This is a genomic window from Occallatibacter gabretensis, assembly GCF_001449115.1.
Classification (GTDB): domain Bacteria; phylum Acidobacteriota; class Terriglobia; order Terriglobales; family Acidobacteriaceae; genus Telmatobacter; species Telmatobacter gabretensis.
Genome location: NZ_LAIJ01000012.1, coordinates 376,617 through 399,433, shown reverse-complemented (window position 1 = coordinate 399,433; position 22,817 = coordinate 376,617). Strand labels below are relative to the sequence as shown.

At 56.9% G+C, this 22,817-nt stretch carries 23 protein-coding genes; 11 read left to right on the top strand and 12 right to left on the bottom strand.

Features of this window, described 5'->3' with window-relative positions:
* Nucleotides 1-90 precede the first annotated feature (90 nt).
* Nucleotides 91-933 carry a DUF1003 domain-containing protein gene (locus VO84_RS20920; RefSeq protein WP_058189713.1) on the bottom strand — a complete coding sequence of 281 codons (843 nt, stop codon included), beginning with the start codon at nt 931-933 and terminating at the stop codon, nt 91-93.
* A gap of 172 nt (nt 934-1,105) precedes the next feature.
* On the opposite strand from VO84_RS20920, the gene VO84_RS20915 reads away from it, so the two are divergent.
* Nucleotides 1,106-1,396, top strand: a complete 291-nt coding sequence (locus VO84_RS20915; RefSeq protein WP_157440039.1) for a YXWGXW repeat-containing protein — start codon at nt 1,106-1,108, stop codon at nt 1,394-1,396.
* A gap of 76 nt (nt 1,397-1,472) precedes the next feature.
* On the opposite strand, the gene VO84_RS20910 is transcribed toward VO84_RS20915, so the two are convergent.
* Both VO84_RS20910 and VO84_RS20905 read right to left on the bottom strand, forming a co-directional pair.
* The gene (locus VO84_RS20910) at nt 1,473-2,303 is read right to left on the bottom strand and encodes an Mrp/NBP35 family ATP-binding protein (RefSeq protein ID WP_058189711.1); all 831 of its coding nucleotides are present in this window, start codon (nt 2,301-2,303) and stop codon (nt 1,473-1,475) included.
* A gap of 66 nt (nt 2,304-2,369) precedes the next feature.
* Nucleotides 2,370-2,906: an acyl-CoA thioesterase gene (locus VO84_RS20905; RefSeq protein WP_058189710.1), complete on the bottom strand. Its 537-nt coding sequence runs from the start codon at nt 2,904-2,906 to the stop codon at nt 2,370-2,372.
* A gap of 195 nt (nt 2,907-3,101) precedes the next feature.
* Here VO84_RS20905 and VO84_RS20900 point away from each other — a divergent pair, with 195 nt between their 5' ends.
* The 3 genes from VO84_RS20900 (at nt 3,102) to VO84_RS20890 (ending at nt 5,486) form a co-directional block, all read left to right on the top strand.
* Nucleotides 3,102-3,422 (top strand): tetratricopeptide repeat protein, encoded by a 321-nt coding sequence (locus VO84_RS20900; protein WP_058189709.1) that lies wholly within the window; start codon nt 3,102-3,104, stop codon nt 3,420-3,422.
* A 119-nt stretch (nt 3,423-3,541) separates the two neighbouring features.
* Nucleotides 3,542-4,546 (top strand): glycosyltransferase family 2 protein, encoded by a 1,005-nt coding sequence (locus VO84_RS20895; RefSeq protein WP_058189708.1) that lies wholly within the window; start codon nt 3,542-3,544, stop codon nt 4,544-4,546.
* A 172-nt stretch (nt 4,547-4,718) separates the two neighbouring features.
* The gene (locus tag VO84_RS20890) at nt 4,719-5,486 is read left to right on the top strand and encodes a ThuA domain-containing protein (RefSeq protein WP_231738129.1); all 768 of its coding nucleotides are present in this window, start codon (nt 4,719-4,721) and stop codon (nt 5,484-5,486) included.
* Between the two features lie 69 nt (nt 5,487-5,555).
* Here VO84_RS20890 and VO84_RS20885 read toward each other — a convergent pair whose 3' ends face one another.
* Complete coding sequence (locus VO84_RS20885) at nt 5,556-6,260, bottom strand: metal-dependent hydrolase (RefSeq protein WP_058189707.1); 705 nt, start codon at nt 6,258-6,260, stop codon at nt 5,556-5,558.
* Nucleotides 6,261-6,367: 107 nt separating this feature from the next.
* On the opposite strand from VO84_RS20885, the gene VO84_RS20880 reads away from it, so the two are divergent.
* Nucleotides 6,368-7,417 carry an SPL family radical SAM protein gene (locus VO84_RS20880; protein WP_058189706.1) on the top strand — a complete coding sequence of 350 codons (1,050 nt, stop codon included), beginning with the start codon at nt 6,368-6,370 and terminating at the stop codon, nt 7,415-7,417.
* 114 nt (nt 7,418-7,531) lie between these two features.
* On the opposite strand, the gene VO84_RS20875 is transcribed toward VO84_RS20880, so the two are convergent.
* The gene (locus tag VO84_RS20875; RefSeq protein ID WP_058189705.1) at nt 7,532-8,182 is read right to left on the bottom strand and encodes a class I SAM-dependent methyltransferase; all 651 of its coding nucleotides are present in this window, start codon (nt 8,180-8,182) and stop codon (nt 7,532-7,534) included.
* Between the two features lie 83 nt (nt 8,183-8,265).
* Nucleotides 8,266-8,670, bottom strand: coding sequence for a bactofilin family protein (locus VO84_RS20870; RefSeq protein ID WP_231738127.1), 405 nt, complete (start codon nt 8,668-8,670; stop codon nt 8,266-8,268).
* Nucleotides 8,671-8,949: 279 nt separating this feature from the next.
* Between VO84_RS20870 and VO84_RS20865 the strand changes: the two genes are divergently transcribed.
* The 5 genes from VO84_RS20865 (at nt 8,950) to VO84_RS20845 (ending at nt 15,663) form a co-directional block, all read left to right on the top strand.
* Nucleotides 8,950-9,807, top strand: a complete 858-nt coding sequence (locus VO84_RS20865; RefSeq protein ID WP_058189703.1) for a hypothetical protein — start codon at nt 8,950-8,952, stop codon at nt 9,805-9,807.
* Between the two features lie 207 nt (nt 9,808-10,014).
* Complete coding sequence (locus VO84_RS20860; protein WP_197414146.1) at nt 10,015-12,135, top strand: PAS domain S-box protein; 2,121 nt, start codon at nt 10,015-10,017, stop codon at nt 12,133-12,135.
* A 68-nt stretch (nt 12,136-12,203) separates the two neighbouring features.
* Nucleotides 12,204-13,520 (top strand): alkaline phosphatase family protein, encoded by a 1,317-nt coding sequence (locus VO84_RS20855; RefSeq protein WP_058189701.1) that lies wholly within the window; start codon nt 12,204-12,206, stop codon nt 13,518-13,520.
* Between the two features lie 74 nt (nt 13,521-13,594).
* Entirely contained in the window at nt 13,595-14,107 is a 513-nt protein-coding gene (locus VO84_RS20850; RefSeq protein ID WP_058189700.1) for an AAA family ATPase, read from the top strand.
* 8 nt (nt 14,108-14,115) lie between these two features.
* Nucleotides 14,116-15,663, top strand: a complete 1,548-nt coding sequence (locus VO84_RS20845; protein ID WP_082662246.1) for a diguanylate cyclase — start codon at nt 14,116-14,118, stop codon at nt 15,661-15,663.
* A 12-nt stretch (nt 15,664-15,675) separates the two neighbouring features.
* Here VO84_RS20845 and VO84_RS20840 read toward each other — a convergent pair whose 3' ends face one another.
* From VO84_RS20840 to VO84_RS20830, 3 genes are read right to left on the bottom strand one after another with little or no spacing between them, the layout of a single operon-like run.
* Nucleotides 15,676-16,083: a carboxymuconolactone decarboxylase family protein gene (locus tag VO84_RS20840; protein WP_058189924.1), complete on the bottom strand. Its 408-nt coding sequence runs from the start codon at nt 16,081-16,083 to the stop codon at nt 15,676-15,678.
* A gap of 47 nt (nt 16,084-16,130) precedes the next feature.
* The gene (locus tag VO84_RS20835; protein ID WP_058189698.1) at nt 16,131-16,919 is read right to left on the bottom strand and encodes a tetratricopeptide repeat protein; all 789 of its coding nucleotides are present in this window, start codon (nt 16,917-16,919) and stop codon (nt 16,131-16,133) included.
* Nucleotides 16,909-17,694 (bottom strand): coiled-coil domain-containing protein, encoded by a 786-nt coding sequence (locus tag VO84_RS20830; protein WP_058189697.1) that lies wholly within the window; start codon nt 17,692-17,694, stop codon nt 16,909-16,911. Before VO84_RS20830 ends, VO84_RS20835 begins: the two co-directional genes overlap by 11 nt.
* Nucleotides 17,695-17,813: 119 nt before the next feature.
* On the opposite strand from VO84_RS20830, the gene VO84_RS20825 reads away from it, so the two are divergent.
* Nucleotides 17,814-18,620 (top strand): hypothetical protein, encoded by an 807-nt coding sequence (locus VO84_RS20825; protein WP_058189696.1) that lies wholly within the window; start codon nt 17,814-17,816, stop codon nt 18,618-18,620.
* 76 nt (nt 18,621-18,696) lie between these two features.
* Here VO84_RS20825 and VO84_RS20820 read toward each other — a convergent pair whose 3' ends face one another.
* The 3 genes from VO84_RS20820 to VO84_RS20810 form a co-directional block, all read right to left on the bottom strand.
* Nucleotides 18,697-18,948, bottom strand: a complete 252-nt coding sequence (locus tag VO84_RS20820; RefSeq protein WP_058189695.1) for a hypothetical protein — start codon at nt 18,946-18,948, stop codon at nt 18,697-18,699.
* A 27-nt stretch (nt 18,949-18,975) separates the two neighbouring features.
* The gene (locus VO84_RS20815) at nt 18,976-20,688 is read right to left on the bottom strand and encodes a GH39 family glycosyl hydrolase (RefSeq protein ID WP_058189694.1); all 1,713 of its coding nucleotides are present in this window, start codon (nt 20,686-20,688) and stop codon (nt 18,976-18,978) included.
* Nucleotides 20,689-20,763: 75 nt separating this feature from the next.
* On the bottom strand, nt 20,764-22,815 hold the full coding sequence (locus VO84_RS20810; RefSeq protein ID WP_231738125.1) for a glycoside hydrolase family protein: 2,052 nt from the start codon (nt 22,813-22,815) through the stop codon (nt 20,764-20,766).
* Nucleotides 22,816-22,817 lie beyond the last annotated feature (2 nt).

The window sequence follows — 22,817 nt, the reverse complement described above, 5'->3', positions numbered from 1 at the left end:
CAACTGTACCGCAGAGCGAATAAGAATGAAACAAGAATACTTCGCGTTGATGCCTGCGCGTCGAGCCCATGGGCCATAGTACCTCGCTGCTCATCCCTTCTGCGTACCGTCTTTTCTCAATAATTCCGCCACATCCTCCACCTTGTCCGTCAACAGGCTCAGCCTGTTGGAAAGCGCCTGAATCTCCGTCTCCGCGCGCCGGTTCACCTCAAAATCCAGCTCGCTTCTGAGCCTGTCCTTTTTATCCGTCCTGTTCTGGCTCATCATGATCACCGGTGCCTGTATTGCAGCCAGCATGGAAAGAATCAGATTCAGCAGAATGAACGGATACGGATCCCATGCGCGGGTTTTCAGTACAACATTAATGATCGAATAAACCACCAATCCCATCAGAAACGAGATAATGAATCTCCACGAGCCGCCAAAGCCCGCCACCGAATCCGCGACGCGCTCGCCCCATGTTTCCTGCTCCTCGATCATCTCGTTCGGATCGCGATTCGCTCTGCTCTGCACCAGCCTCTGCGACGCGTGAAACTGCCGCGCCTGCATCGTCAGCATGTCCAGGCCTGCCAGTGGACGCTTCGTCAGCAATGTCATCAGGTCATCCCGGCCAATCTCCAGGCACACGCTCTCATCCAACGCCATCGCGGAGGTCTGATGCGCCGTCTGCTGCAGCATAGAAGCAAAGCCGAAGAAATCTCCATGCTCAGGCTCATCCAGCACAACTTCCTGCTGATCTTCGTCCGAGGCATACACACGCACCTTGCCGCTCAACACCACGTAGCCGTGCTCGCCCGCCTCACCCGTCTTGAAAATGCGCTGCCTCGGCGCAAATTTCCGTATCTCTACCTGTGCGGCCAGAACCGCCGCCTCATCGTTATCCAGCAGCTCAAACAACGGCACATGTCGCAACTCTTCGGGATTACATGGCATGGCATCTCATCTCACATGGGATTTCGCGGCCATCACTGCCCTCCAGCCACCGCACACTCAGTATGCACGTCCACTCTGCCGCTGAGAATTTCAGAGCAACTAATTTCTCTTTTTGGCGTTCGAACAACCAGTAGTAGATTCTCTATCTCCATAAATAAGGGAGGATGTATTCGTGAAAAAATTCGTTCTTGCAGCTTTGCTCGGATTGAGCCTGCTGCCTGCTGCCGCCATTGCGCAGGTTGTTGTGCGCGTCGCCCCGCCGGTTGCGGTGGTGGAACACCCCGGTCCGCGTCCGGGCCCGGGATATGAATGGATTGCGGGCTATCACCGCTGGGACGGTGGTCGCTACGTTTGGGTTCCCGGTCGCTATGACCGTCCCCCTCATGCCGGGCAACATTGGGTTGCCCATCGCTGGGTCCATCGCAACGGCGGATACGTCCTGCAGGAAGGACACTGGAGATAAAACAAAAATTAAAAAATCAATAAATAAAACAGGCCGCCCGGCATTCACCGAGCGGCCTTTCCACTTCTACCAGTCACTAGCTGATCTCAATCACATCCGTGTTCTTCACTGCCGCTGCTTCAGCGCGCTCCTGCAGCTTCCCCGCAGCTTCATAAAACGCCGCAGCCGCCGGGCTCTTTGGACCTGCCAGCGTAATCGGCAATCCCTTGTCGCCTCCCTCGCGGATCGCGGGAATCAATTCAATCGATCCGAGGAATGGAATTCCAAACTGCTGCGCCATGCGCTCAGCGCCGCCCTTTGAAAATATGTCGATCACCTCGCTGCAATGCGGACAGGTAAAGTGGCTCATGTTCTCCACAATGCCCAGCACCTCCACATTCACCTGCGCAAACATCTCCAGCGCTTTGCGCGCATCCTGCAGGCTCACATCGCTTGGTGTCGACACCACTACGGCCCCTGTCAGCGGAACAGTCTGCACCAGTGAAATCACAACATCACCCGTGCCCGGCGGCAGATCGATAATCAAATAGTCCAGCTCACCCCACTCCACCTGCTGTAGAAACTGCCGGATAATCTGGTGCAGCATCGGTCCGCGCATCACCATCGGCTTATCGCCCGGCGAAATGTACCCAATCGAAATCGTCTTGATCCCGTGCGTAAGATTCGGAACAATAATGTTCCCTTCCGTCACCCGCGGCTGCTGGCTCGAACCCATCATCAGCGGCACATTCGGCCCATAAATATCCGCGTCAATCAAACCCACGCGCTGCCCCAGCCGGCTCAGCGCCAGCGCCAGGTTTACAGCTACCGTGGTCTTTCCCACTCCACCCTTGCCGGAGCCTACTGCAATGATTTTAGAAACGCCCGGAATCGATGCGGGCGCAGGCATGGCGTGACCATGTGCCATTTTGAATACTCCTTGTCTTGCTTCTGACGGGCCTTAGCCCGAATCATTCTTTCGATGCGCGCAATTTCAATTCGCTGCATTCGCTAACGCAGCCGTAGCCTTGCGTCCCGCCTTCCGCCGTGCGGCTTCGGCCTCACGATGCTCGCGCCGTAGTTGCGCATCCGCGTAGCGCCGTTCCTCATCACCTGTTGCAGTCTTTACTTCCGGAACCACAACCCTGCGACCATTTGTATCAATCGCTACAAACACCAGGTATGCGCTAGCCACGTGCAGCCGAGTGCCTGTAAAAGTGTTCTCTACCCACGCCTTCACACCCACCTCCACCGATGTGCGAAAGGCGCGATTCACGCTGGCTTTCAGAATCAACAGATCGCCCACATGTACCGGATGGATGAAATCAATGTGATCCATCGCAGCCGTCACCACGTGCGTACGCGAATGCCGGTACGCAGCCATAGCGCCGGTAAGGTCGATAAAGTGCATCAGCCGCCCGCCCAGCAAATTGCCCAGCGTGTTCGTGTCGTTGGGCAGAATAATCTCCGTCATCTCCGACTGCGATTCGGAAACAAAACGGGCATTGTGTTGATTTTCTATGCTGCTCATCTCTTGCCTTCTCCGTTACTTCCCGCCTGGTGACTTATGCATGCGGAAATCGAAACTTCGGTGTTAACCCGCAAACGCTCCTGAACAGCTACAATGATTCAGGCGGGGGCCGAATTCAATATGAAGTTCATATCCAGTTTCGGCAATCGCGCTGATTTACGCAAATCCCCCCAGCAGGACACCTAAGATTCCTTCATGAGTACCACTGACAAGATTGCGGGATTAAAAGAAATCCTTGCTCTGGACCCGAAGAACAGCTTTGCGCGCTACGGCATTGCTGTCGAACTGGCCAGCCGCGGCGAGGTCGACGCTTCCGTAGTCGAGTTCAATCAGCTCCTTGAGGGCGATCCCGATTACACCGCCGGTTACTTCATGGCGGCGCAGACACTCTCCAAAGCCGGCCGCAACGACGAGGCCATCATCCGCCTCAAAGAAGGCATCAACTGCGCCGCACGCTCCGGGAACCGCCATGCGCTCAGTGAGATGCAGGCAATGCTGGATGAACTTGCCGGATGAGATCTATTGATAAAGTCACTTTTCAAGCCTTTTAACTCTTGATTCCTCTCTTACTTCGCCCTTATAACTCTTTGTTTTTCCATTAACTTTTCAAGTTCTGCGGCATCTATACTACCAATATGCCGAAGTATTCCATCGTCGTCCCGTTTCACAATGAAGAAGAGAACGTAACCGCACTGTACGCCCGCCTCAAGCAAGTCATGGAGCAGGTCGGAGACAGCTTTGAGCTGGTCCTCATCGATGACGGCTCCAGCGATCGAACCTACAAGCTGCTTGAAGAGATTGCCGCCGTCGACAGCCGTGTGCTCGTCGTCAAACTGCGCCGCAACTTCGGCCAGACCCCGGCTCTCGCAGCGGGCTTCGATCACGCATCGGGCGAATTCATTCTCTCCATGGACGGCGACCTTCAGCACGATCCCAACGAGATCCCCAACTTCCTCGAGAAACTCGAAGAAGGCTACGACGTTGTCTCCGGCTGGCGCGAGAAGCGCATCGACAACTTCATCATGCGCCGCATTCCCTCGCGCATCGCCAACTGGCTCATGGCCAAGCTCTCCGGCGTAGACATTCACGACTTCGGCACTACCTTCAAGGCCTATCGCCGCGAAGTCATCCAGAACATTCCGCTCTACGGCGAGATGCACCGCTTCATCCCCGCGCTGGCAAGCTGGTATGGAGCCTCCATCTGCGAAGTTCCCATCAAGAACGTCAATCGTCTTCGCGGCAAGAGCCACTACGGCATCGGACGCACCTTCCGCGTCTTCTTTGACCTGCTCACCATTCGCTTCCTGCTCCAATATATGAGCCGCCCGCTGCACTTCTTCGGAGCCTTTGGTGCGCTGGGTATTCTCCTCGGCAGCTTCTTCTCGTTCCTGCTGTTGGGCATGAAGATCATGAGCCCGCATCAGAACGTCATGGACGCACACGGCCCGCTCTTCGTCATCGCCGGCGTGCTCATCGTTGCCGGCATCCAGATGCTGGCTATCGGCCTCCTCGGCGAACTGCAGGTGCGCCACTACTACACTACGCAGCAGCGCTCGCCCTACGCCGTCGACCGCTTGGTTCGCCTGCGCGCCCCGGAAGAACCCAGCATCCTCTCCGATGGCCGCGACAGCAGTTTCTAAATCCTACAAGCAAACAAAAGCCCCGCCGGACTCAGTCCGCGGGGCTTTTTCTTTTCTCTGCGCCTCACGCTGTACACTTCTTTCCGGAAATCATTTCGAGGTGCACCGCGTGTCTAGCTCCCGTCGTTGTCTGTTGTTCTCCCTCATAGCATTTGCCTTCACCCTACCCACATTGGCCCAGCCAGCCCCCCAACATATCAAGCACATCCTCGTCATCGGCGACACCAAGGGCTTCGAGCACGACTCCGTGTCCTCCGCCATGGCTGCCATCTACAACATGGGCAAGCAGAGCGGCCTTTGGGACGCCACCCTCCGTACCGACACCGAGCTCCTCACCAAAAAGAAGCTCGGCAATAACGCTAAGAATCTCGATTACTTCGACGCCATTGTCTTCGCCAGCACCACCGGCGAAATCCTCACCGATCCCGACCAGCGCGCCGACATGCTCTCCGCCATCCACGATGAAGGCAAAGGCTTTGTCGGCATCCACGCCGCGCTCGACACCAACTACACCTGGCCCGAGTACGGAGAAATGATCGGCGGATGGTTCGATCAGCACCCGTGGATGACCTTCGACGCACCCATCATCAACGAAGCACCGGATTCACCCATCGTCCATCAGTTCCCCAAAACCTTCACCAAACACGATGAGATCTACCAGCCCAAGGCATGGTCGCGCGATAAGGTGAACGTCCTCCTAAGCCTCGATCCTGCGAAGCTTGACTACAACAACAACCCCCGCGTCCACCGTGCCGATCACGACTTCGCAGTCGCCTGGACCAAGATGTACGGCAAAGGCCACGTCTTCTACTCCACGCTAGGCCATACAGTCGAAGCCTGGGACGACCCACAGATCCGCACCATGTACTTCGAAGCCATCAAGTGGTCTCTCGGCCTCACAGAAGCCAGCACCACCACACACCCGCGCCCCGCGCAATAGCCATCAAGTAAAGCAGGCCAAGCACAAAGCTTGGCCTGTTTATCGTCCTTCGTCATTCGTCATTCGTCCTTAAAACGAATCCCCCGGCTCCCACTCCACCACATCCACACCCGGAGCTACATATCCCGCCAGTTCCTTCGGCGTGCCGGCCAATAGCGGCCAAGTCCCCCAGTGGATCGGCAGAATCGTCCTGGCACCCAGATATTGCACCGCCACCGCCGCCTCCCGCGGCCCCATCGTATAGTGCCCGCCAATCGGCAGCATCGCAATCTCCGGCTGGTAAAGCTCTCCAATCAATCGCATGTCGCCAAACACCGTCGTATCGCCCGCGTGGTACAGCGCCGGCCCGTCCTCCGGCGTCAGCACAAAGCCCGCAGCCACTCCCACATAATGCGTGCCCGTGCTGTCCTGCGCCCCCGACGAGTGCTTCGCCTCTACCATCGTCGCCGCCACATCGCCCAGTTGCACCGTTCCGCCCAGATTCATGCCAATTGTCTTTTCCACGCCCTGCTTTGAAATAAACTCTGCCAGCTCCACCATCGCAACCACGGTCGCGCCCGTCTTCTTCGCCAGCGGCGCTGCATCGCCAACATGATCCCCGTGCCCATGCGTCAATAGCACGTAATCAATCTTCTCCGGTAACGCGAAGCCCTTCGGATATTTAGGGTTGTGCTCAATAAACGGATCGATCAGCACCGTCGTACCCTTCGCCGTTTCCACCAGCACCGTTGCATGGCCTAGCCACGTAATCTTCACTGCCTTTGAGGAAGCCATCTTTATCTCCTGTATAGAAATTACAAAATCAACTCAAATCAAACCCTTACAGAATGGCCCTTGACGCCGGATGCGCGCAAGCGTACCGTAACTCAAAAGGCGAATATATGGCGAAAATTGACAATAGCTTTACAAACTCCCTCTTCACCATCCTCGGCCAACCAGAGCCAGCCCCACGCATAACGCCCCTCGCCCGCACCGCTGCCGCAGCCCCGCTCGCTGATACAGGCTGCCTCACCGAATACCGTCCCCTGCGCTCCCGTTCCATCGTCAGCAAGGTCGTCTCAAAACGCGGCACGCCGTTCTCCCACGCCATCAACCCCTATCGAGGCTGCGAGTTCGGCTGCCGCTACTGCTACGCCCGTTACACCCACGAATTCCTCGAAATGCGCGATCCAGAGGAATTCGAGCGCAAGATCTACTTCAAGGAAAACGCCGCCTGGGTCCTCCGCCAGGATCTCCGAAGCCTCAAGCCCGGCACCGTCATCGGCATCGGCACTGCCACAGATCCCTACCAGCCCCTCGAACGCCGCCAGCGCATCACGCGCTCAATTTTTGAGGTATTCGCTGAAGTCGGCGGCTTCCGCCTCGGCCTCATCACCAAGTCAGCCTTGGTACTCCGCGATCTGGAGCTCCTTAAGGCCGTAGCCCGCCGCAATCAGCTTGGCATCCACATCACCATCACCACCATGGACGCGCGCCTGGCCCGCACCCTTGAGCCCCGCGCACCCCGCCCTGACATGCGTATGCACGCTGTCGCGCAGCTTCGCAAAGCCGGCCTCCGCGCCGGCGTCATGTGTTCACCGCTCATGCCCGGAATCACTGACTCGCGCTCCTCCATCTCCGCCGTAGCAAGCGCAGCCGCAGAAGCCGGAGCAAACTTCCTCCATGCAAACGCACTCTTCCTCAAGCCCTGCTCGCTGCCTGTCTTCTTCCAATTTGTCCGTGAAAATTTTCCCGCTCTTGAAAAGAGCTACCAGCAGCGCTACGGCCAGAACGCATTCGTATCCACCGAATACCGCAAGCGCGTTTCAGAACTCGTCGAATCCATCCGCCGCGAATTCAAACTCGGCGAGCGTACCCAGTTCGGCGAAGCCTTCGCCAGGCAGACAATCACGCCCGTTTCACCCCAGCCCTGGCTGCCATTTTCGTCATAACTAACGGGGACCCCACCTTGGCGGCGTGCTTATTTTGCCGCCAAGGTGGGATATCTATAGTCTTTGCCTTTTATGTATTACCTAGTCCCTTGTCCCTATGTCCCTCGACGCGCTTCAGCGCGTCATAATGACTTCAGAAAGACTATCCTTCGCCAGAAATTGCCGATGGCCGCTCCATCCCGCAAACAGCTTCTCAATACTCCGGTTCGTAAACACCCGCTGAATCGGAAACTGTTCCGCCAGCTGCATCTCCACGTCATCTCCCGGAGTCACATGGAACCGGCAATGCACCGTCTCTTCGCCTTGCATCCGCGTGTGAAAGAGCGCCAGCACACTCCCGCCCGGATTCATCACATCCGCCAGCCGTTGCACTACCGCAGCCACCAGCGCCTCGGGTAGATAATCCAGCGTCGTCCACAGCAGCACAATGTCGAACTTCTTCTCGGAAAAGCTCAGGCTGGAATCCAGAAAGCCGTTCACGTCATACACCGGCTTGCCATCCTCGTCCTCGCCGCGCTTCCAGTCGCCCGTGCAAGCATCATGCACCAGGTCGGCCATGTACACGCTATGGCCCAGGTTCGTCAGGTAATTGATATTCGTAGGCGAAGTAAATCCCGTATCCAGCACACGCAGCCCCGGCTCGGCCTCCAGCCGCTTCCGCAGAGCCGTCCACCCGCCTGAGTGCCGGCCCACCTTCGGGCCAGTCACTCCCCGGCTCGGAGTGGCGGCCTGGTTCCCATGACGTTTATCCAACCAGCGCAACATGAATTTAAGAGTCCTCCGCGGCGCACAAAGCGCTGCGTGTCAGGAGACAAGCTAAGAGTCAGACGTTTGCAAGATTGTTAGGGCTAAATCTTTAGGCTCGCCTGCGTTGGAACCGGCGCGCTCTCGGCCGCCGCGCCCGCAGGCGTCGCAGCCGCCTTTCCGGTGCCCTGCGTCAGATCCACTTTTCCATGGAACCCGGCATTATCTTCAATCGCCAGCCGAAGCGCACGCACATCGCCCTCCACCATGCAGCCCGCGCGCAGCTCCACCCGCCCAGTTGCAAGAATATTTCCCTGAACCTGGCCCATCACCAGCACATCCCGAGCCACCAGGTCAGCAGCCACGTTTGCATTCGGTCCAATCGTCAGCCGGTTGTCCCCAAGCTGCACCGTGCCTTCCACCCGACCGTCAATCGTCAAATCCTCAGCGCCCTTCACCTCGCCGCGAACCACAATGCTTTTGCCCAGGCGCGCCGGAGTAGTATCCATGGCCATATTCAAGTCCCTTCGGGTCTCAATTGGTAAAACTTAGCACCAGTGTAGCCGGTTTACGCGCAGCCGTGGATGAAGGAAATCTCATGGCGGCAGCATTTTCCCCTCACCAGCGCAATTCCCATTCCGGCAACCGCATGCACCCTCCGGCAAAAGCCCGAAACTACCCCGGCAATTTAGAGTCTAACCAGTAGGCGCGCCACTCAAATTCGCGCAATATAAGAAAGACTGCTATTTCGCTTCACCAGATGCCTTTGGAGCCAGATTCGAGACGCGATGCGTAAATTTTTGGCCGTGCTGACCGGGATTACGCTTGTTGCTCCCATGGCTTTGGCCTGCCCGCCGCAAACCCCCACACAGCAAATCAGCGCCGATTCCGTCGAGCGTGCTCTGCAAAACGAGCTCTCCGCCACGCAGGATGCCTCCCACCCCATGCAGTATCAACTCCGAAAATCCAGCCCCCGCCTCACCACTACCAAGCACATTGCCGAGACCAGAAATGGCCTCGTCGCCTTGCTCGTCTCCGTCAACGACGCGCCTCTCTCCGCCGACGACGCACAGAAGGAGCAGGCACGCATCGACACCCTCCTCTCCGATCTAGCAAAGCAGCAGCACCGCAAGCAATCGGAAGACGCCGACACCGCGCGCGCCATGAAGGTCCTCCGCGTGCTGCCCCAGGCCTTTCTCTATCAGGACGCAGGACCGCAAACCACAGCCGCCGGAGTCACAGTCGAGCGCTATACCTTCACTCCCAATCCCAAATTCAATCCGCCTGATCTCGAAACCACGGTCCTCACTCAGATGACCGGCGAAATCTGGATCGATTCCGTACACCAGCGCGCCACGCATCTTGAAGGGCATCTGCAGAGCGATGTGGACTTCGGCTGGGGAGTCCTCGGCCGGCTCTACAAAGGCGGCTACATAGCCATCGATCAGGCCGACGTCGGCGGCGGTGTCTGGCGCATCACGCATTTTCAGATGAAGATGAGCGGCCGGCTGTTCTTCAAGACCAAGATCTTCGACACCACAGAGGACCAAACCCACTTCGCCCCGGTCCCCGCCTCACTCGACTACAAGCAAGCCATCCAGATGCTCCGGGACACGCAGAAGGGCGTTCTTTCCGACTCCCGCTAAGCGCGCTCGGCAGTTTACACTTATCGCAATTGTGCGTCACACCACGGATTTTCCCGGAAATCAAAATGGCTTGTTTCATTGCGGGTAGAGGCGTTGATCTTCTGATGAACCTGTTGAAATCTCTTGTTGCCCTTGCTGTAATCACTCATCTACTGTTCGCAATACACAGGCGCGATGCTGGAGCCGGAAAACCGCCTGGAAAATGCAATGACTGAGCTCTCATTCCGAAAACTTCTGCTCCGCTTTGCTGCATTGCCCATCCTGTGCTGCTGTGCCTTTCTTGTAATCATCGGCCTTGAGATCCGATCGATCGCAGAGCAGCGCCTTATCGGCGCGCGGGCCACGTCCCTATTGCTCCAGAGCAATCTCATCCAGAAGAGTCTCATCGACGAAGAGACCGGATTACGCGGTTATCTGGCCTCGCAGGATACTTTGTTACTTCAGCCCTACCTGGACGGAATGACCCGTCAGGATAGCGAATTGTCTGCTCTCAAAGACTTAGCCGCCTCCGACGATTCGCTCTCGAAGCAGGTCGCCTATATCACCGACAGTGTGCGCAGCTTCAACGCGATCAATAAGCAACTGCTTGATAGTCGTCTCATCGGCCAGGACCGGGCCCAGCTCCTCCAGCGTGAAAAGGCGACGATGGACAATCTCCGCCAGGAGTTCTCCAGGCTCAATGCGTCTCAGCTCGCCATCCGAGACCAGACTCGCGCTGCGCTGACCAGCATGCTCAAACGCCTGCCCATCATCATCGTAGGCAGCGTCATGGTCCTCGGAATCCTTGTGTTCTGGTACGGAACAAGACTCTATCGTGAGATCACCGCCGCCTTCCAGCAGCAGTTGACCGATGCTGAAACGCAGCGCGACTCGCTTCGCACCACGCTTGAAAGTATCGGAGATGGCGTCATCGTATGCGAGCCCGATGGCAGCATCCGAATGCTCAATCCGGCCGCCGAAGTTCTCACCGGCTGGACACAGAAAGAGGCTGTTGGAACTCCCTTTCCAGAAGTCTTTCGGATAGTTCACGAAGAAACTCGCGTCACCGTAGAAAGCCCTGTGGAAAAGGTTTTGCGCACCAAATCTGTAGTGGCTCTCGCAAACCACACTTCGCTCATTCGCAAAGATGAGAGCGAAGTCCCGATCGACGATAGCGGGGCTCCGATTCTCGACGCCAAGGGCGAGCTCTCAGGCGTCGTCCTCGTCTTCCGCAGCGTGCTGGAGCGGCGGCGTGCCATGCGCGTCTTGAGAGAGAGCCGGGAACGCCTGAATTCCATCTACAACACCAGCCTTGAATACATCGGCATTCTCGATCGCGAAGGTCTCCTTCTCGATTGCAACCGCGCCTCGCTCACTTTTGCCGACATCTCCCGGGATGAGGTCATTGGCCAGTCATTCTGGAACGGTCCATGGTTCCGTCATACAGAAGGAATGGTCGAGCAGATGCGCACGATTGTGGAGCGCGCAGCCGCCGGACACGCCACCCGCACAGAACTGTCCCTCACGAGGCCCTCCGGGGATGTAGCCATCTTCGATTTTTCGCTCACGCCTGTCCTTGATCCGGACGGCACGGTTCTCTACATGGTCCCGGAGGCCCGCGATATCAGCGATCTAAAACGCGCGGAATCTGCGCTCATACAGAGCGAAAAACTGGCTGCCGTCGGAAGACTCGCCGCGTCCATCGCCCATGAGATCAACAATCCACTGGAAGCAGTGACGAATCTGCTCTATCTCGCAGGACACGGGGAATCGCCCGAGAGTGTTCAGTCCTTCGTGGAAGCTGCGGAGCGCGAACTTCGCCGCGTAGCCATCATCACAAATCAGACGCTGCGCTTTCACAAGCAATCGACAAATCCAGAGCAAATTTATCCCTCCGAGCTCATTGAGACGGTCCTCAGTGTTCATGAACGGCGCCTCAAAACTGGAAACATTGCCGCCGAGTTGCGTCAGGATCCAAGCGGGCCGATCCTCTGTTTTACAGGAGACGTTCGCCAGGTTCTCAATAATCTGATCAGCAATGCTATTGAAGCCATGGACGGATCAGGAGGACGCCTCCTCGTGCGCACGCATGTTTCGCGCAACTGGGAGACTCAGCAACCCGGCTTTGTCTTCACCGTGGCCGATACCGGATCAGGCATTCCTGCAGACAAGATTCGACGCATCTTCGATCCGTTCTTCACCACCAAAGGAAGCAGCGGAAACGGCCTCGGCCTCTGGATCTCGAAAGAGATTGCATCTCGTCAACACGGATCTCTCCGCGTTCGCAGCAGCACACGACAAGACGCATCCGGAACGGTCTTTCGCTTCTTTCTGCCGCGGAACCCCTGAATGGTCTTCGCTGATCACATCATCCTTCTCGCGCACTCTCATGCGATAACCTGATGCGGGAGACTTGCATGCAAATTCGTTCCACTGCCCGGCTGTTGCTTTCCTTTTTTGCCCTTGCCATCTGCGGTGCCGCCCTCGCGCAGCAGCCGGATCTCAACCCGGCGCTGCCGCTCACACATACAGACAACGGGCCCAATTCACCCGCAGCGCAAAAGGCGCATTATCTCGTGCTGGTCTCTCTTGACGGCTTCCGCTGGGACTACGCGGAACGCGATAGCGCAGCCAATCTCCTCGCACTCGGCAAGCAAGGCGTCTGGGCTCCACAAGGCATGTTGCCCAGCTTCCCTTCGCTCACCTTCCCCAATCACTACACCATCGTTACCGGCCTCTATCCCGAGCATCATGGCCTCGTCGCCAACAGCTTTTACGACGAACAAAAACAGGCCCGCTACGCTATCAACAACATCCCGGCCGTCACCGACGGAAGCTGGTACTCCGGCGTTCCCTTGTGGAGCCTCGCCGAAAGCCAGGGTATGCGCACTGCATGTCTATTCTGGCCCGGCTCAGAAGCTAAGATTGCCGGCTATCGTCCCACCTGGTACGCCACCTTTGACGGCAAGACCGAAGCCACGGATACCGTTGAGAATGCCCGCATCGACGATGCCGTTGCGCTCCTCAAACTCCCTGTCGCAGACCGCCCGCACTTCCTCACCATTTACTACTCCGAGCCCGACCACGAAGGCCACATGTACGGCCCCGACGCGTCTGAAACTCGCGCCGCCGTCCATAAAGTCGATGGCCTCATCGGCAAGCTGAAAGCCGCGCTCGATTCTACCGGCCTGCCGATCGATCTCGTCATCATCAGCGACCACGGCATGGTCAAAATCGAAGGCCCATGGATCACGCTCGATAAATTCGCCGACCTCACCAACTTTGAGGCCGTCGGCTCGCTTCTCTACGGCAAAACCGAAGAAGACCGCGCCCGCGTCTACAACCAGCTCAAGCACGCCTCATCCTCGTTTGTCGTCTACCGGCAGAAAGATGTGCCCGCCGGCCTCCACTACAACCAGAATCCGCGCGAGGGCGATCCCGTCGTCATCGCCACCGGCCCTTACTCCATTCGCGCCCATGAACCGCCGGCAGGTCGTCCCGATACGCCGCCCATCCCCGGCGCGCACGGCTTCGATCCGCACGTTATGCCGGAGATGAAGGCCAGCTTTTATGCCGCCGGACCAGACATCGTACGCGGCAAGACGGTCGTTCCGTTTGAAAACGTCAACCTCTATCCCTGGATGGCGCACATTCTCGGGCTCAACCCTCCACCGACAGACGGAAACCTCAACATCCTTTCCAAAACTCTGCGCGACCAGGGCCGCGATAAGTAATCACGCGGCCTTGGCACGCATGCAACACACGATTCGTCACAGTGTCATAAAATCGGCCAACGAGGAGATTCGCAATGCCTGTCGTGATGCTCTCGGGTCCCATCGGCGCAGGTAAAACCACCATCGCGCGGGAACTGATCGCCATCTCTCCCGCGCCGCTCTCCTATATCGAAGGCGATCTCTTCTGGCCGGTCTTCATAAAACCGGACGCAAAGCCTCGGCACGAAAGATTCCGCATACTCATGCGTTCCATCACCGCAGCCTCCGTGCCTCTGGCACGCAGCGGCTATGAAGTTCTCCTGGACTTTTCCTTCCCCCTGGAATTCCTCGACACTGCCCGCAAAATCCTCAAGGAAATCCCCATCGATTTCGTGATCGTGCGGCCCAGCCTCGCAACCTGCGAGCAGCGTGCCGCCGCAAGGCCTGAAGGCAAAATCTCCGACTACGCCGTCTATCGTGACTTCTACAAAATGTTCCAGGGCCTCCCGAAACACGAAATCAGCGATGACGCCGCAGACGCAAAATCCATCGCACAACAAATCCGCACCGGTTTAGATCAAGGTCTCTTTCGGCTCAGTTTAAGTTAAGCTATGTTATGCGGAACAGATCATTCTATGTAGCCCGTTCCGTCGGGATCGTAGCAGGCTACCTGTTACTCTTCGCCCTGTGTCTTTTTCTTACGCGGCCCTATAAGATGGCCGTCTCCTATCCCTTCCAACTTGTAGCTGTATGGTTTGCGGCCCTCGCCTGCTTCTGGAGAGCGATTCGCTGCTCCTCCCGTGTACGCGTTCTGTGGAGTTTGCTTTCAGCCGCGGTGTTTCTCTGGGCTGTAGGGCTTTCACTGTCCGCGTGGGAAGATCTGACACGGAATTCAATGCAGATCGATGCAGGCGCCTCCGATCTGTTCTATTTGCTATACGGCGTCCCTATCCTGTTGGCAATTTCACTGCCCACAGACCGGCCGGAGATTGGACTCTTCCCCTGGATCGACGGAGTGCAGGTTGTGATGACCACCTGCCTGGTCTATGTAACACTCTTCTCCACCTTTCCGTTCATGCATCACGCTCCGAAGCCCATCTCCGCAAGCCTGCTGCAAGCCACCTACAACATCGAAAACTTTGCCTTTGCCGGCTTCGCCACGTTGAGACTGCTGGGCCGCCCGAATGCCCCGGAGGCTCGCCGCTTCTATCAAATCCTCGCGGCTTTTCTGTGGGCCTATACGCTCTGCGCCGGCCTCTATAACCACGTGACCATTACACTCCAGGAACAGACAGGCATGTATGACCTGTTGGTCATTTTTCCATTCCTGCTGGTAGCGGGATGTGCGCTGCTTCCGCAGACTCAGCAACCTGCGGAAGCCAAGGCACCCATGGGCAGTCTGCTCACCTCGTTCATTGACAACGCATCCCCCATCCTTTACACCTATACCCTTCTCGCATTCGGAATCGCGGTAACACGCACCCATTTTGGTTGGGCGGTTTCCGCAATCGTCATCGCGTTGTTCGTTTACGGCGCGCGCTCGATCCTCCTGCAGAACCGGCTCATACGGTCGCAGTATGAGTTGCGCCAGGCTCGGGATCAGCTTGAAGTCATTTCTCTTCGCGACAGTCTCACCGGCGTCGCGAATCGCCGCTGCTTCGACCAGATTCTGGCAGCCGAGTGGGCCCGCGCGATGCGCTTGCAGAGTTCACTTTCGCTGCTGATGATCGACATCGATTACTTCAAGAATCTGAACGACCAGTACGGTCACCGCTATGGAGATGAATGCCTCATCAAAGTGGCCGCTGCGTTGCAGAGCGCCCTTACGCGCAGCGGCGATCTGCTCGCGCGGTATGGCGGAGAGGAGTTTGCCGCCATATTGATGGATACAGACCGTCAGGGCGCGGAAGTGGTTGCCGCCCGCATGCAGTCCGAAGTCGGTGCATTGATGCTCAACAACAAAACATCCTTGGGTGACATCATCACCATCAGCGTTGGTATTGCAACCTGCATCACATTTGAAGGCGGTTCAGCCGCCGCACTTGTCCAAGCCTCCGACCGCGCGCTCTATCAGGCGAAAGAGCATGGCCGCAACCGTATTCAATTTGGGTCGACTGAATTTGGGTCAAATGGAGACGTAGCTGCGGCCGCCAGCATTGAGTAAAAACCTGTCTGCTTACTCCACCAGAAATTCCCGATCCACAGGAATCTGCATCGAATTCGCCAGCGTATTCGTCTCTGCAGCCATCCCTACCACCGCCAGAAACTCAGCATACTGTTCGTCCGTGAGACCCTTCGCGCGTGCTCCAGCCGTGTGCGAATGCACGCAGTAGCTGCAGCTGTTCGCCGCCGACACCGCAATGTAGATCAACTCTTTCGTCAGCGGATCAAGCGTCCCCGGCTCTATCATCACCTGCTTCACACTCGCCCACGTCCGCTCCAGAAGCCTCGGCTGATTCGCCAGTGCCCGCCAGAAATTATTCACAAAATCCGATTTGCGCGTCGTGCGTATATCCTCAAAAACCGCCTTCACCGCGGGCACCGCCGCTACTTCTTCATCACTCCAGAGCTTTACAGTAGCCACTTCGCACACCTCTCAATAACCTGATCTCTGACCCCTGATCCCTTTCCTTACGCATCTCGATACTCACGCTTCTTCAACTCGCGCTGCGCCTGTTCATGGCCTTGCAGCGCAGACTGCCGAATCCAGTGCCTGTATTGCAGGTAGTCATGCTCCACGCCCTGCCCTGTAGCGTAAAGATGCCCCAGTTGAAACTGTGCCTCCGCATTGCCATTCTCAGCAGCTTTAAGAAACCACCCCGCAGCCTTCGCATAGCTATGCGGAACGCCCGTGCCAAAGTAATAAAGCTCGCCCAGCTTCTGCTGCGCCTCAGCGTAGTCCTGTTGCGCCGCCAGCCGATACCAGTGCGCAGCCTCCGTATTGCTCTGTGCCACGCCCTCGCCTTTGCGATACATCAGGCCAAGGTTATACTGCGCCCATGCCAGCTGGCTGTACGCCGCTCGCTGACACCACGTAAAAGCCTCCGCAAAATCGTTCGCCGCGTAGTAGCGAAAACTCAAATTAGCCTGTGCATAAGCATGTCCCTGATCTGCTGCCTTGCGCTCCCAATGGGCAGCCTGCGTATCGTCCCGCGCAACGCCCTGCCCCGCCTCATACATCGTGCTCAAAATATACTGTGACTCCGCGTGCCCTTCCTCCGCGGACCGCCGAAAGCTCGCCGCAGCCTCAGCAAAATCGCCCGCCTTATACTCCGCCGCACCCTGCCTGAAGTCAGGATTGGAAGCCGCGCTCGCCGCATCCCGTCGTCCTCGTGCAATCATCCCCGACCGCGACGAATGCAGCGACAGCGTACTTCTCGAAGGCGTGTGCTGCAGCCCGCCTATAGTTTTATCGTCCATGCGCCGTAACCTGCCGGTCCACAAACTCAAACCGCCGCCGCGCCTCGGCAACCTGCTCGCGCACCTTTGTCGCTAGCTCCATCAGCAGATCGCGATGTTCGCGCGTCGCCTCTTCCGCATCCAGATGCAGTTGCGCAATCTCACTCGTGAGCAACGCTTCCTGTTCGGCATCCAGCGCCGCAATGTCGCGCTCCGCATGTTGAATCTGCCGCATAACGCGCAAAAGCTCTGCTGCCGTGCTTTCACCGGCGAGTGCGCCGCTTACCTCGCGATAATCATCCATCAGACGCTGCAGCGTCTCCATGTCACCGCGTCGATACGCCTGATTTGCCCGCGCCATCAGCAGCGTAAAGTGTTGCTGTTCCGCCTCGTCGCGTGCAAAATCCGGATGAATCCGCTTCGCAACCTCCCGGAAAAGCGCCTTCAGATTCGGTGCGGGATCAAACACTTCCTCTTCTTGTTCATCCTCGCCTAATGCAGCATCATGTGTCTCCTGCGCTCGCTGCCGCGCCTCCTCGGCCCGTTGCCGCGCAGCGTCCGAGTCATACAGATCCACCTCACGTTCCGCAATCCGCGCCTCAACCTCATCCAGCTCGGCATAGAGAGTGCCAACCTGCCGAAAGTACCGGCCTTCAAAAGTTCTCAGCTGCGCACGCAATTGCGCCAGTTCACGCTCCCGCTCCGACAGCCTGCCGCGCATCGCCGCCAGTTGCTCACGCTTGTCGCGGAGAGCAACATCATCAGGGCTTTGTTGTAGAACGATCTCAACCGGCATGGCAGCTTCCAGTTTATCGAACCAGCTTACGCTTACCGCTATCCGTTCACATCGTCCATCAACTAGACTTTCTCTCGCAGTCCGCAGCGCCTTTCCCCCGGAAACAGGAGCACGCCACCATGCAGAGCCGCAGCCTCGCATCCAATCTTGGCATTTATATCTACGCCGCCGGTGCCATCTTCCTTGGCCTTCTCGGTCTCATCTCCGGCGACTTTGCCGCCACCTGGCAACATGTCGTTCTCGGCGCTCCCATCCGCACGCCACTCGCTTATCTCACGGCCCTCATCGAACTCGCCGCCGGACTCGCCCTTCTCTGGCCTCGCACCGCCCGCATCGGTGCCATCACGCTCACCATCGTCTTCTCTGTCTTCACCCTTCTCTGGGTGCCAAAAATCCTTGAGAACCCCCGCGTCTTCGATCCCATCGGCAACTTCTTTGAAGAGTTCTCCCTCGTCATCGCCGGCTCAGTCCTCATCGCATCGCTCTCACTCACAGGCTCTTCCCTCGCACGCCGCGAGCCTCTCTTCGCCCGCCTCTACGGCCTCTGCGCCATCTCCTTCGGTATCGGCCATATTGTTGCCATGCCCGGGCTGCTCGCTTGGATCCCCAAATGGCTCCCGCCCTCGCAGCTCTTCTGGGCTTATGTAACAACCATCGGCTTCTTCCTCGCCGCCGTGGCCATTCTCAGCGGAATCCTCGCGCCGCTCGCCTCACGCCTGCTCACGGCAGAAATCCTCTGCTTCGAAATCCTCGTCTGGGTTCCCTTCCTCGTCGCCAACCCGCACGGCCACTTCTACTGGGCCGGCAACGCCATCGATATCGCCATGATCGGTGCCGCCTGGGTCGTCGCCGATTCCCTCTCTTATGCCGCCAGACACGCCGGCGCCCGCACGGAACCCGCCGCCCAAACAGGCGTGCTTGCCTGAGCCGCGAATATCGCGGGCATCAGTTCTTCAGAACCTCGAAATAGCTCTTTGATTGAAAGCGATCGACAGAAGCGATCTAGGGTTGAAAGCCATCCTTCATCCACTGTGCAAACAGTTCAACATTCGCCTGCGCCCAGGGACCTTCACCCCTCGGCGGCGGCGGTGGCATGACCGCCCCGCCAATACCACGAATGCGGTCATAGATTGCATCGGCATGCGTCTTCACATCGTCATAGCTCGCCAGATTGAAAGCCTTGCTCATCGCATGAATATCCCGCTCGGTAAAAAGCAGCAGGATATCCTCCTGAAAGCTGACCGGTTTTGCCATTGCACTCTCCTTTGCTCGCCATTGTCACTACCAGCTCACCTGTACCAAAGAAACAGACTCACTCGGCAGTTCTGCCTTCACTTCGACCTGCCCGTCCTTCACGTCCCGCCACGCAGGCGACCCCACCAACTCCAACCCTTCGCGACTCAGCAACTGCGAATACTGCTCGGCCGTAGGATGTTGCGGCGACCCCATCGCCTTCCACACCGTGTACGCATTGCTGTGGTTCGTATCAATACGATATTGCTTCACCAGCACGCGCTTTGCCACGGACGGCATCCCCGTTATCGTCAAAGTAGTAGGCGCTGCCGCCGTCTCCTCGCTATCACGATAATTCCACAGCAGAATCTCCGTTTCATTGGCACCCTTCGTCGCCATCGTGTCAATATCAGCCGCAGCATGCGCACCACTCGCAACAAGCGCATTCAACGGAATCGCCGCATCGCTCCGCGTGTCGACACGCGTCCCCTGCATCATCCCCAGCATCCGAAACAAATTCAACACAGGCTCGTCGATTCCATTCGTAGACACTGATCGAAACCCTTCAAAGTAGTCTCTGTTCTCAAATTCGAAAGACCAGCTCAGCATTGAAATCAGATTCACCTGATACTTGTCCTGCAGCTCAAACAGCGCCTTGTACGCAGCCGCCGTGTAGGCCGGGTACAGCGTTCCATTCCGATAATCATTCGCCGGATTCATCTTGCTCGAACACGCCGCGCAACCCTCAGGATCAGCCTCACTCAAAATAATCGGCAGCTCTCGAAATTTTGCAAACGATGCAATCGTTGCAAATCCACGGTCCGCATCCTTCAGTTCCTTGTCCAAGCCCATCTGAACCTGTCCGTTCAATATCTGTGGACTTCCCTTCACATGGAACGAAATAAAATCCAGCGGAATCGCCCCACCCGTCGCAGCACTCTTCCCCGCAGCAACATGCGTCAAAAATCCTTGCAGATAACCATTCGCCTTATCGTTGCGCGGACTCGTCGTCGCCGGCCCGCCAACCCTCGCACCCGGAAGCGCAGCACGCACCCCCGCAACGGCGTAGTCATACAGCTTCCAGTAATCTTCAGCAGAGCCATGCCAGTAGTCGATGTCCGGCTCATTCCACACTTCGAAGTACCACTGCAACACCGCCTGTTGCCCATACCGCTCCACCAGGTGCGCAGTCACCACCCGCGCCAACTCGCCCCACTTCACATAATCCTTCGGCGGATTATTCGAAGCTCCGGAAATAGTGCTCTTCGGAAAGTGAACCTGGTACTCTTTTCGATCCGGCAGTGACGCCGCCAGATCCTTCGGCATAAAGCCAAGCTCCACCATTGGCCGCACGCCGGCAGCTTTGAACTCATCAAAAATTCCATCCAGAATCGCGAAATCGTAGATCGGCTTGCCGCTCGCATCCTCACGGTACACATTCGTCGAACTCCATTTGAGCTCAGCCACCCCATCTCCAGAAGTCAGCAAATGATGCGCGCGAATATATACCGGCACCGGACTCAGATCATGCAGCTCGGCAAGCAGCTTCCTGCCATCGCGCATCGTGGTGTAATTGCCTTCGTCATAGCCAAACCAGCTATAGATAGGCTTGTACGGCCCCACCGGCTTCGCTAGATCAACCACGATATGTACCGGCGCGCCCGTAGCGTGCGATGGCAACTCCGGAACAGTTCCCTGTCCAATCACCGGCAACGACAGCAAACCAAACGCAAACCCGCACGCACAACGCGCAAACGTCATATCTTCTCCTGCAGAGATCGATCATGCCACGAAAACCGGCTTGCAGTTACGTCTTCTCAAGACAAACTCTACAAGTCACGGATGAATGTAGGCCAGGTTATCGAAGCGCAACGCATGACCGTTAGTAAACTCAAAGATCACTTTGGAGCTCGGATCACGCCAGCCCGTCCTGAAGTGAAGAAGCTCCTTCGACTTGATCTTGCACGAAATCTCGCGACTCCCAAGCGAATGCACAGTCAACGTCGCTTCCTTATCTCCATCGTTATAAACATCCACGCCGGCAAAGATGCGTGGAGAATAAAAATTGAACTCCCCGCGCGTTGCATTTGGATCCGATAGTGCAAGCGTGAAGGTTCCGAACTTTCCGTACGGCGTGCCAATCGCCCATTCTCCGTCTCCCCAATCAATCACGCCTGAAGGATATTGGCCAAGCAATCGAGTTCCCGCAGAAAGATGCGGATCGTCAAAAGTAATCAGGGAAGATGGTGCCTGATCGCTCTTGCCCTGAATGTCCACATCTCGAGAACTCGTGTGACGAATGGAGAGCGTGCGACTCTTATCGTCAAAGACGTACCCCTCATGCTGCAAGTCGCTATGCCGCGAGATGATTCTTCCTCCCACGCTGATGAAATCAGGAATGAAGTTCAACCGCAGAACATCGGTTGAGTCTGCATCGAAGGTCGAATAAGTCACTCTTCCTGCGCTGTATTGAATCTTTGTAACCACTGAGATAGATCCAAGCAAATGTGACTCATCCGCCGGAGCCCATTCCGGCACAGCCCAGAACGCATCCATCATCCTTCGCGGCCCGTCCGCAAATTCATCGGTAAACCACCACTGGTTGCTGAACGGAGCGTGGGCCGCGGCAGGCAGGCCCTGAAAATATGTCACCCAGTTATAAGTTCTGTATGCGGCCTGCTTGTATGCAACATCACCTGTCCTGGCGTAATACAGCGCCTCCACAGCAGCGAGACGTGAGCTATGGCTATCGCAGCACTGGTTCGGCAGATTGCAGCAAAACTCCTTTCCGCTGCCCTGCTCGGTCGTCACCATCGCGCCATGCACCAGGTACTTCGGCCACTTGGGTGTGGTCTTCACCCAGTCAATCAGTTGTCGCGCATGCTCGCGCCACTCAGAATCTTTCTCGGGATGCAGCAGAATATAACGCGCAAACTCCAGCGGAATAACCTGGTTCATGTTATCCATGCTGCCCTGCACATCCTCAAAGTAACCAACCCACACATTGTTGTGCATCGGATATTTCATCAGCCATGACCATGCACCAGCACGAACTTTCTTGAACGAAGAAACGTCCCCCTGATCCAGGCGGACAAGTTCGTCCAGCAACATGATGGGTTCCACCACATTTGCGGAGTAAGGAAACATCCCCTTTCCGTCTTGCAGGCTGCCGTCACGCGCATGGCATCGGTACGGCCACGGAGAATGATTTTCATCTCCCGGCTTGAAATTCTTGACGAGAGCATTGGCACAACGTATCGCCGCGCGCAGATACCTCGTGTTGCCTGTCATTTCATAAAGCCGCAGATAAGCATAACCATCTTCCCCAACAACGTGTGGCTCTACAAAATCCTCTCCATGCTGGCTCCAGCCGGTGTAGCGCTTGCTTCCGGGATTCGCAGAAGGATAAGGCACCTGAGCCCAGGCGTAGCCTTCCGGCGTCAAACCATTCTCTAATTCGTAATCGACAAAGTTTTCGAGAAATTCGAGCGTACGCGGGTCGCCTGTATAGGGATACAAACGTTCCATAAATCCCTCCATCATGGCGCGCAGATAACCCGTCGAATTCACCCAGCTCGGATCAGGTATCAACTCAAATGTCGTGCGATCGAAATCGAAGCAGCAGTAATAGTAGGGCAGCCGCTGACGATTGTATTGATCCAGCACAATTGTCCACTGCGAAAGGAAATACGCGGAATAGGAGTAGCCAGTGTTCTCCGGAATGGGCCACGGCAGCAGTTTGCCTTCACTATCCAGCGCAACCTGCCGCCCGGCGATAGTCGGCTCGTCCACCGTCGAGACAACTGGAAAAGCCTGCTGTCCGGCAATCATTGGCATGCTTAAGAAGACAGCAATGATCGAACTCGCCAGTCCAATGGGTTTCTTCATAG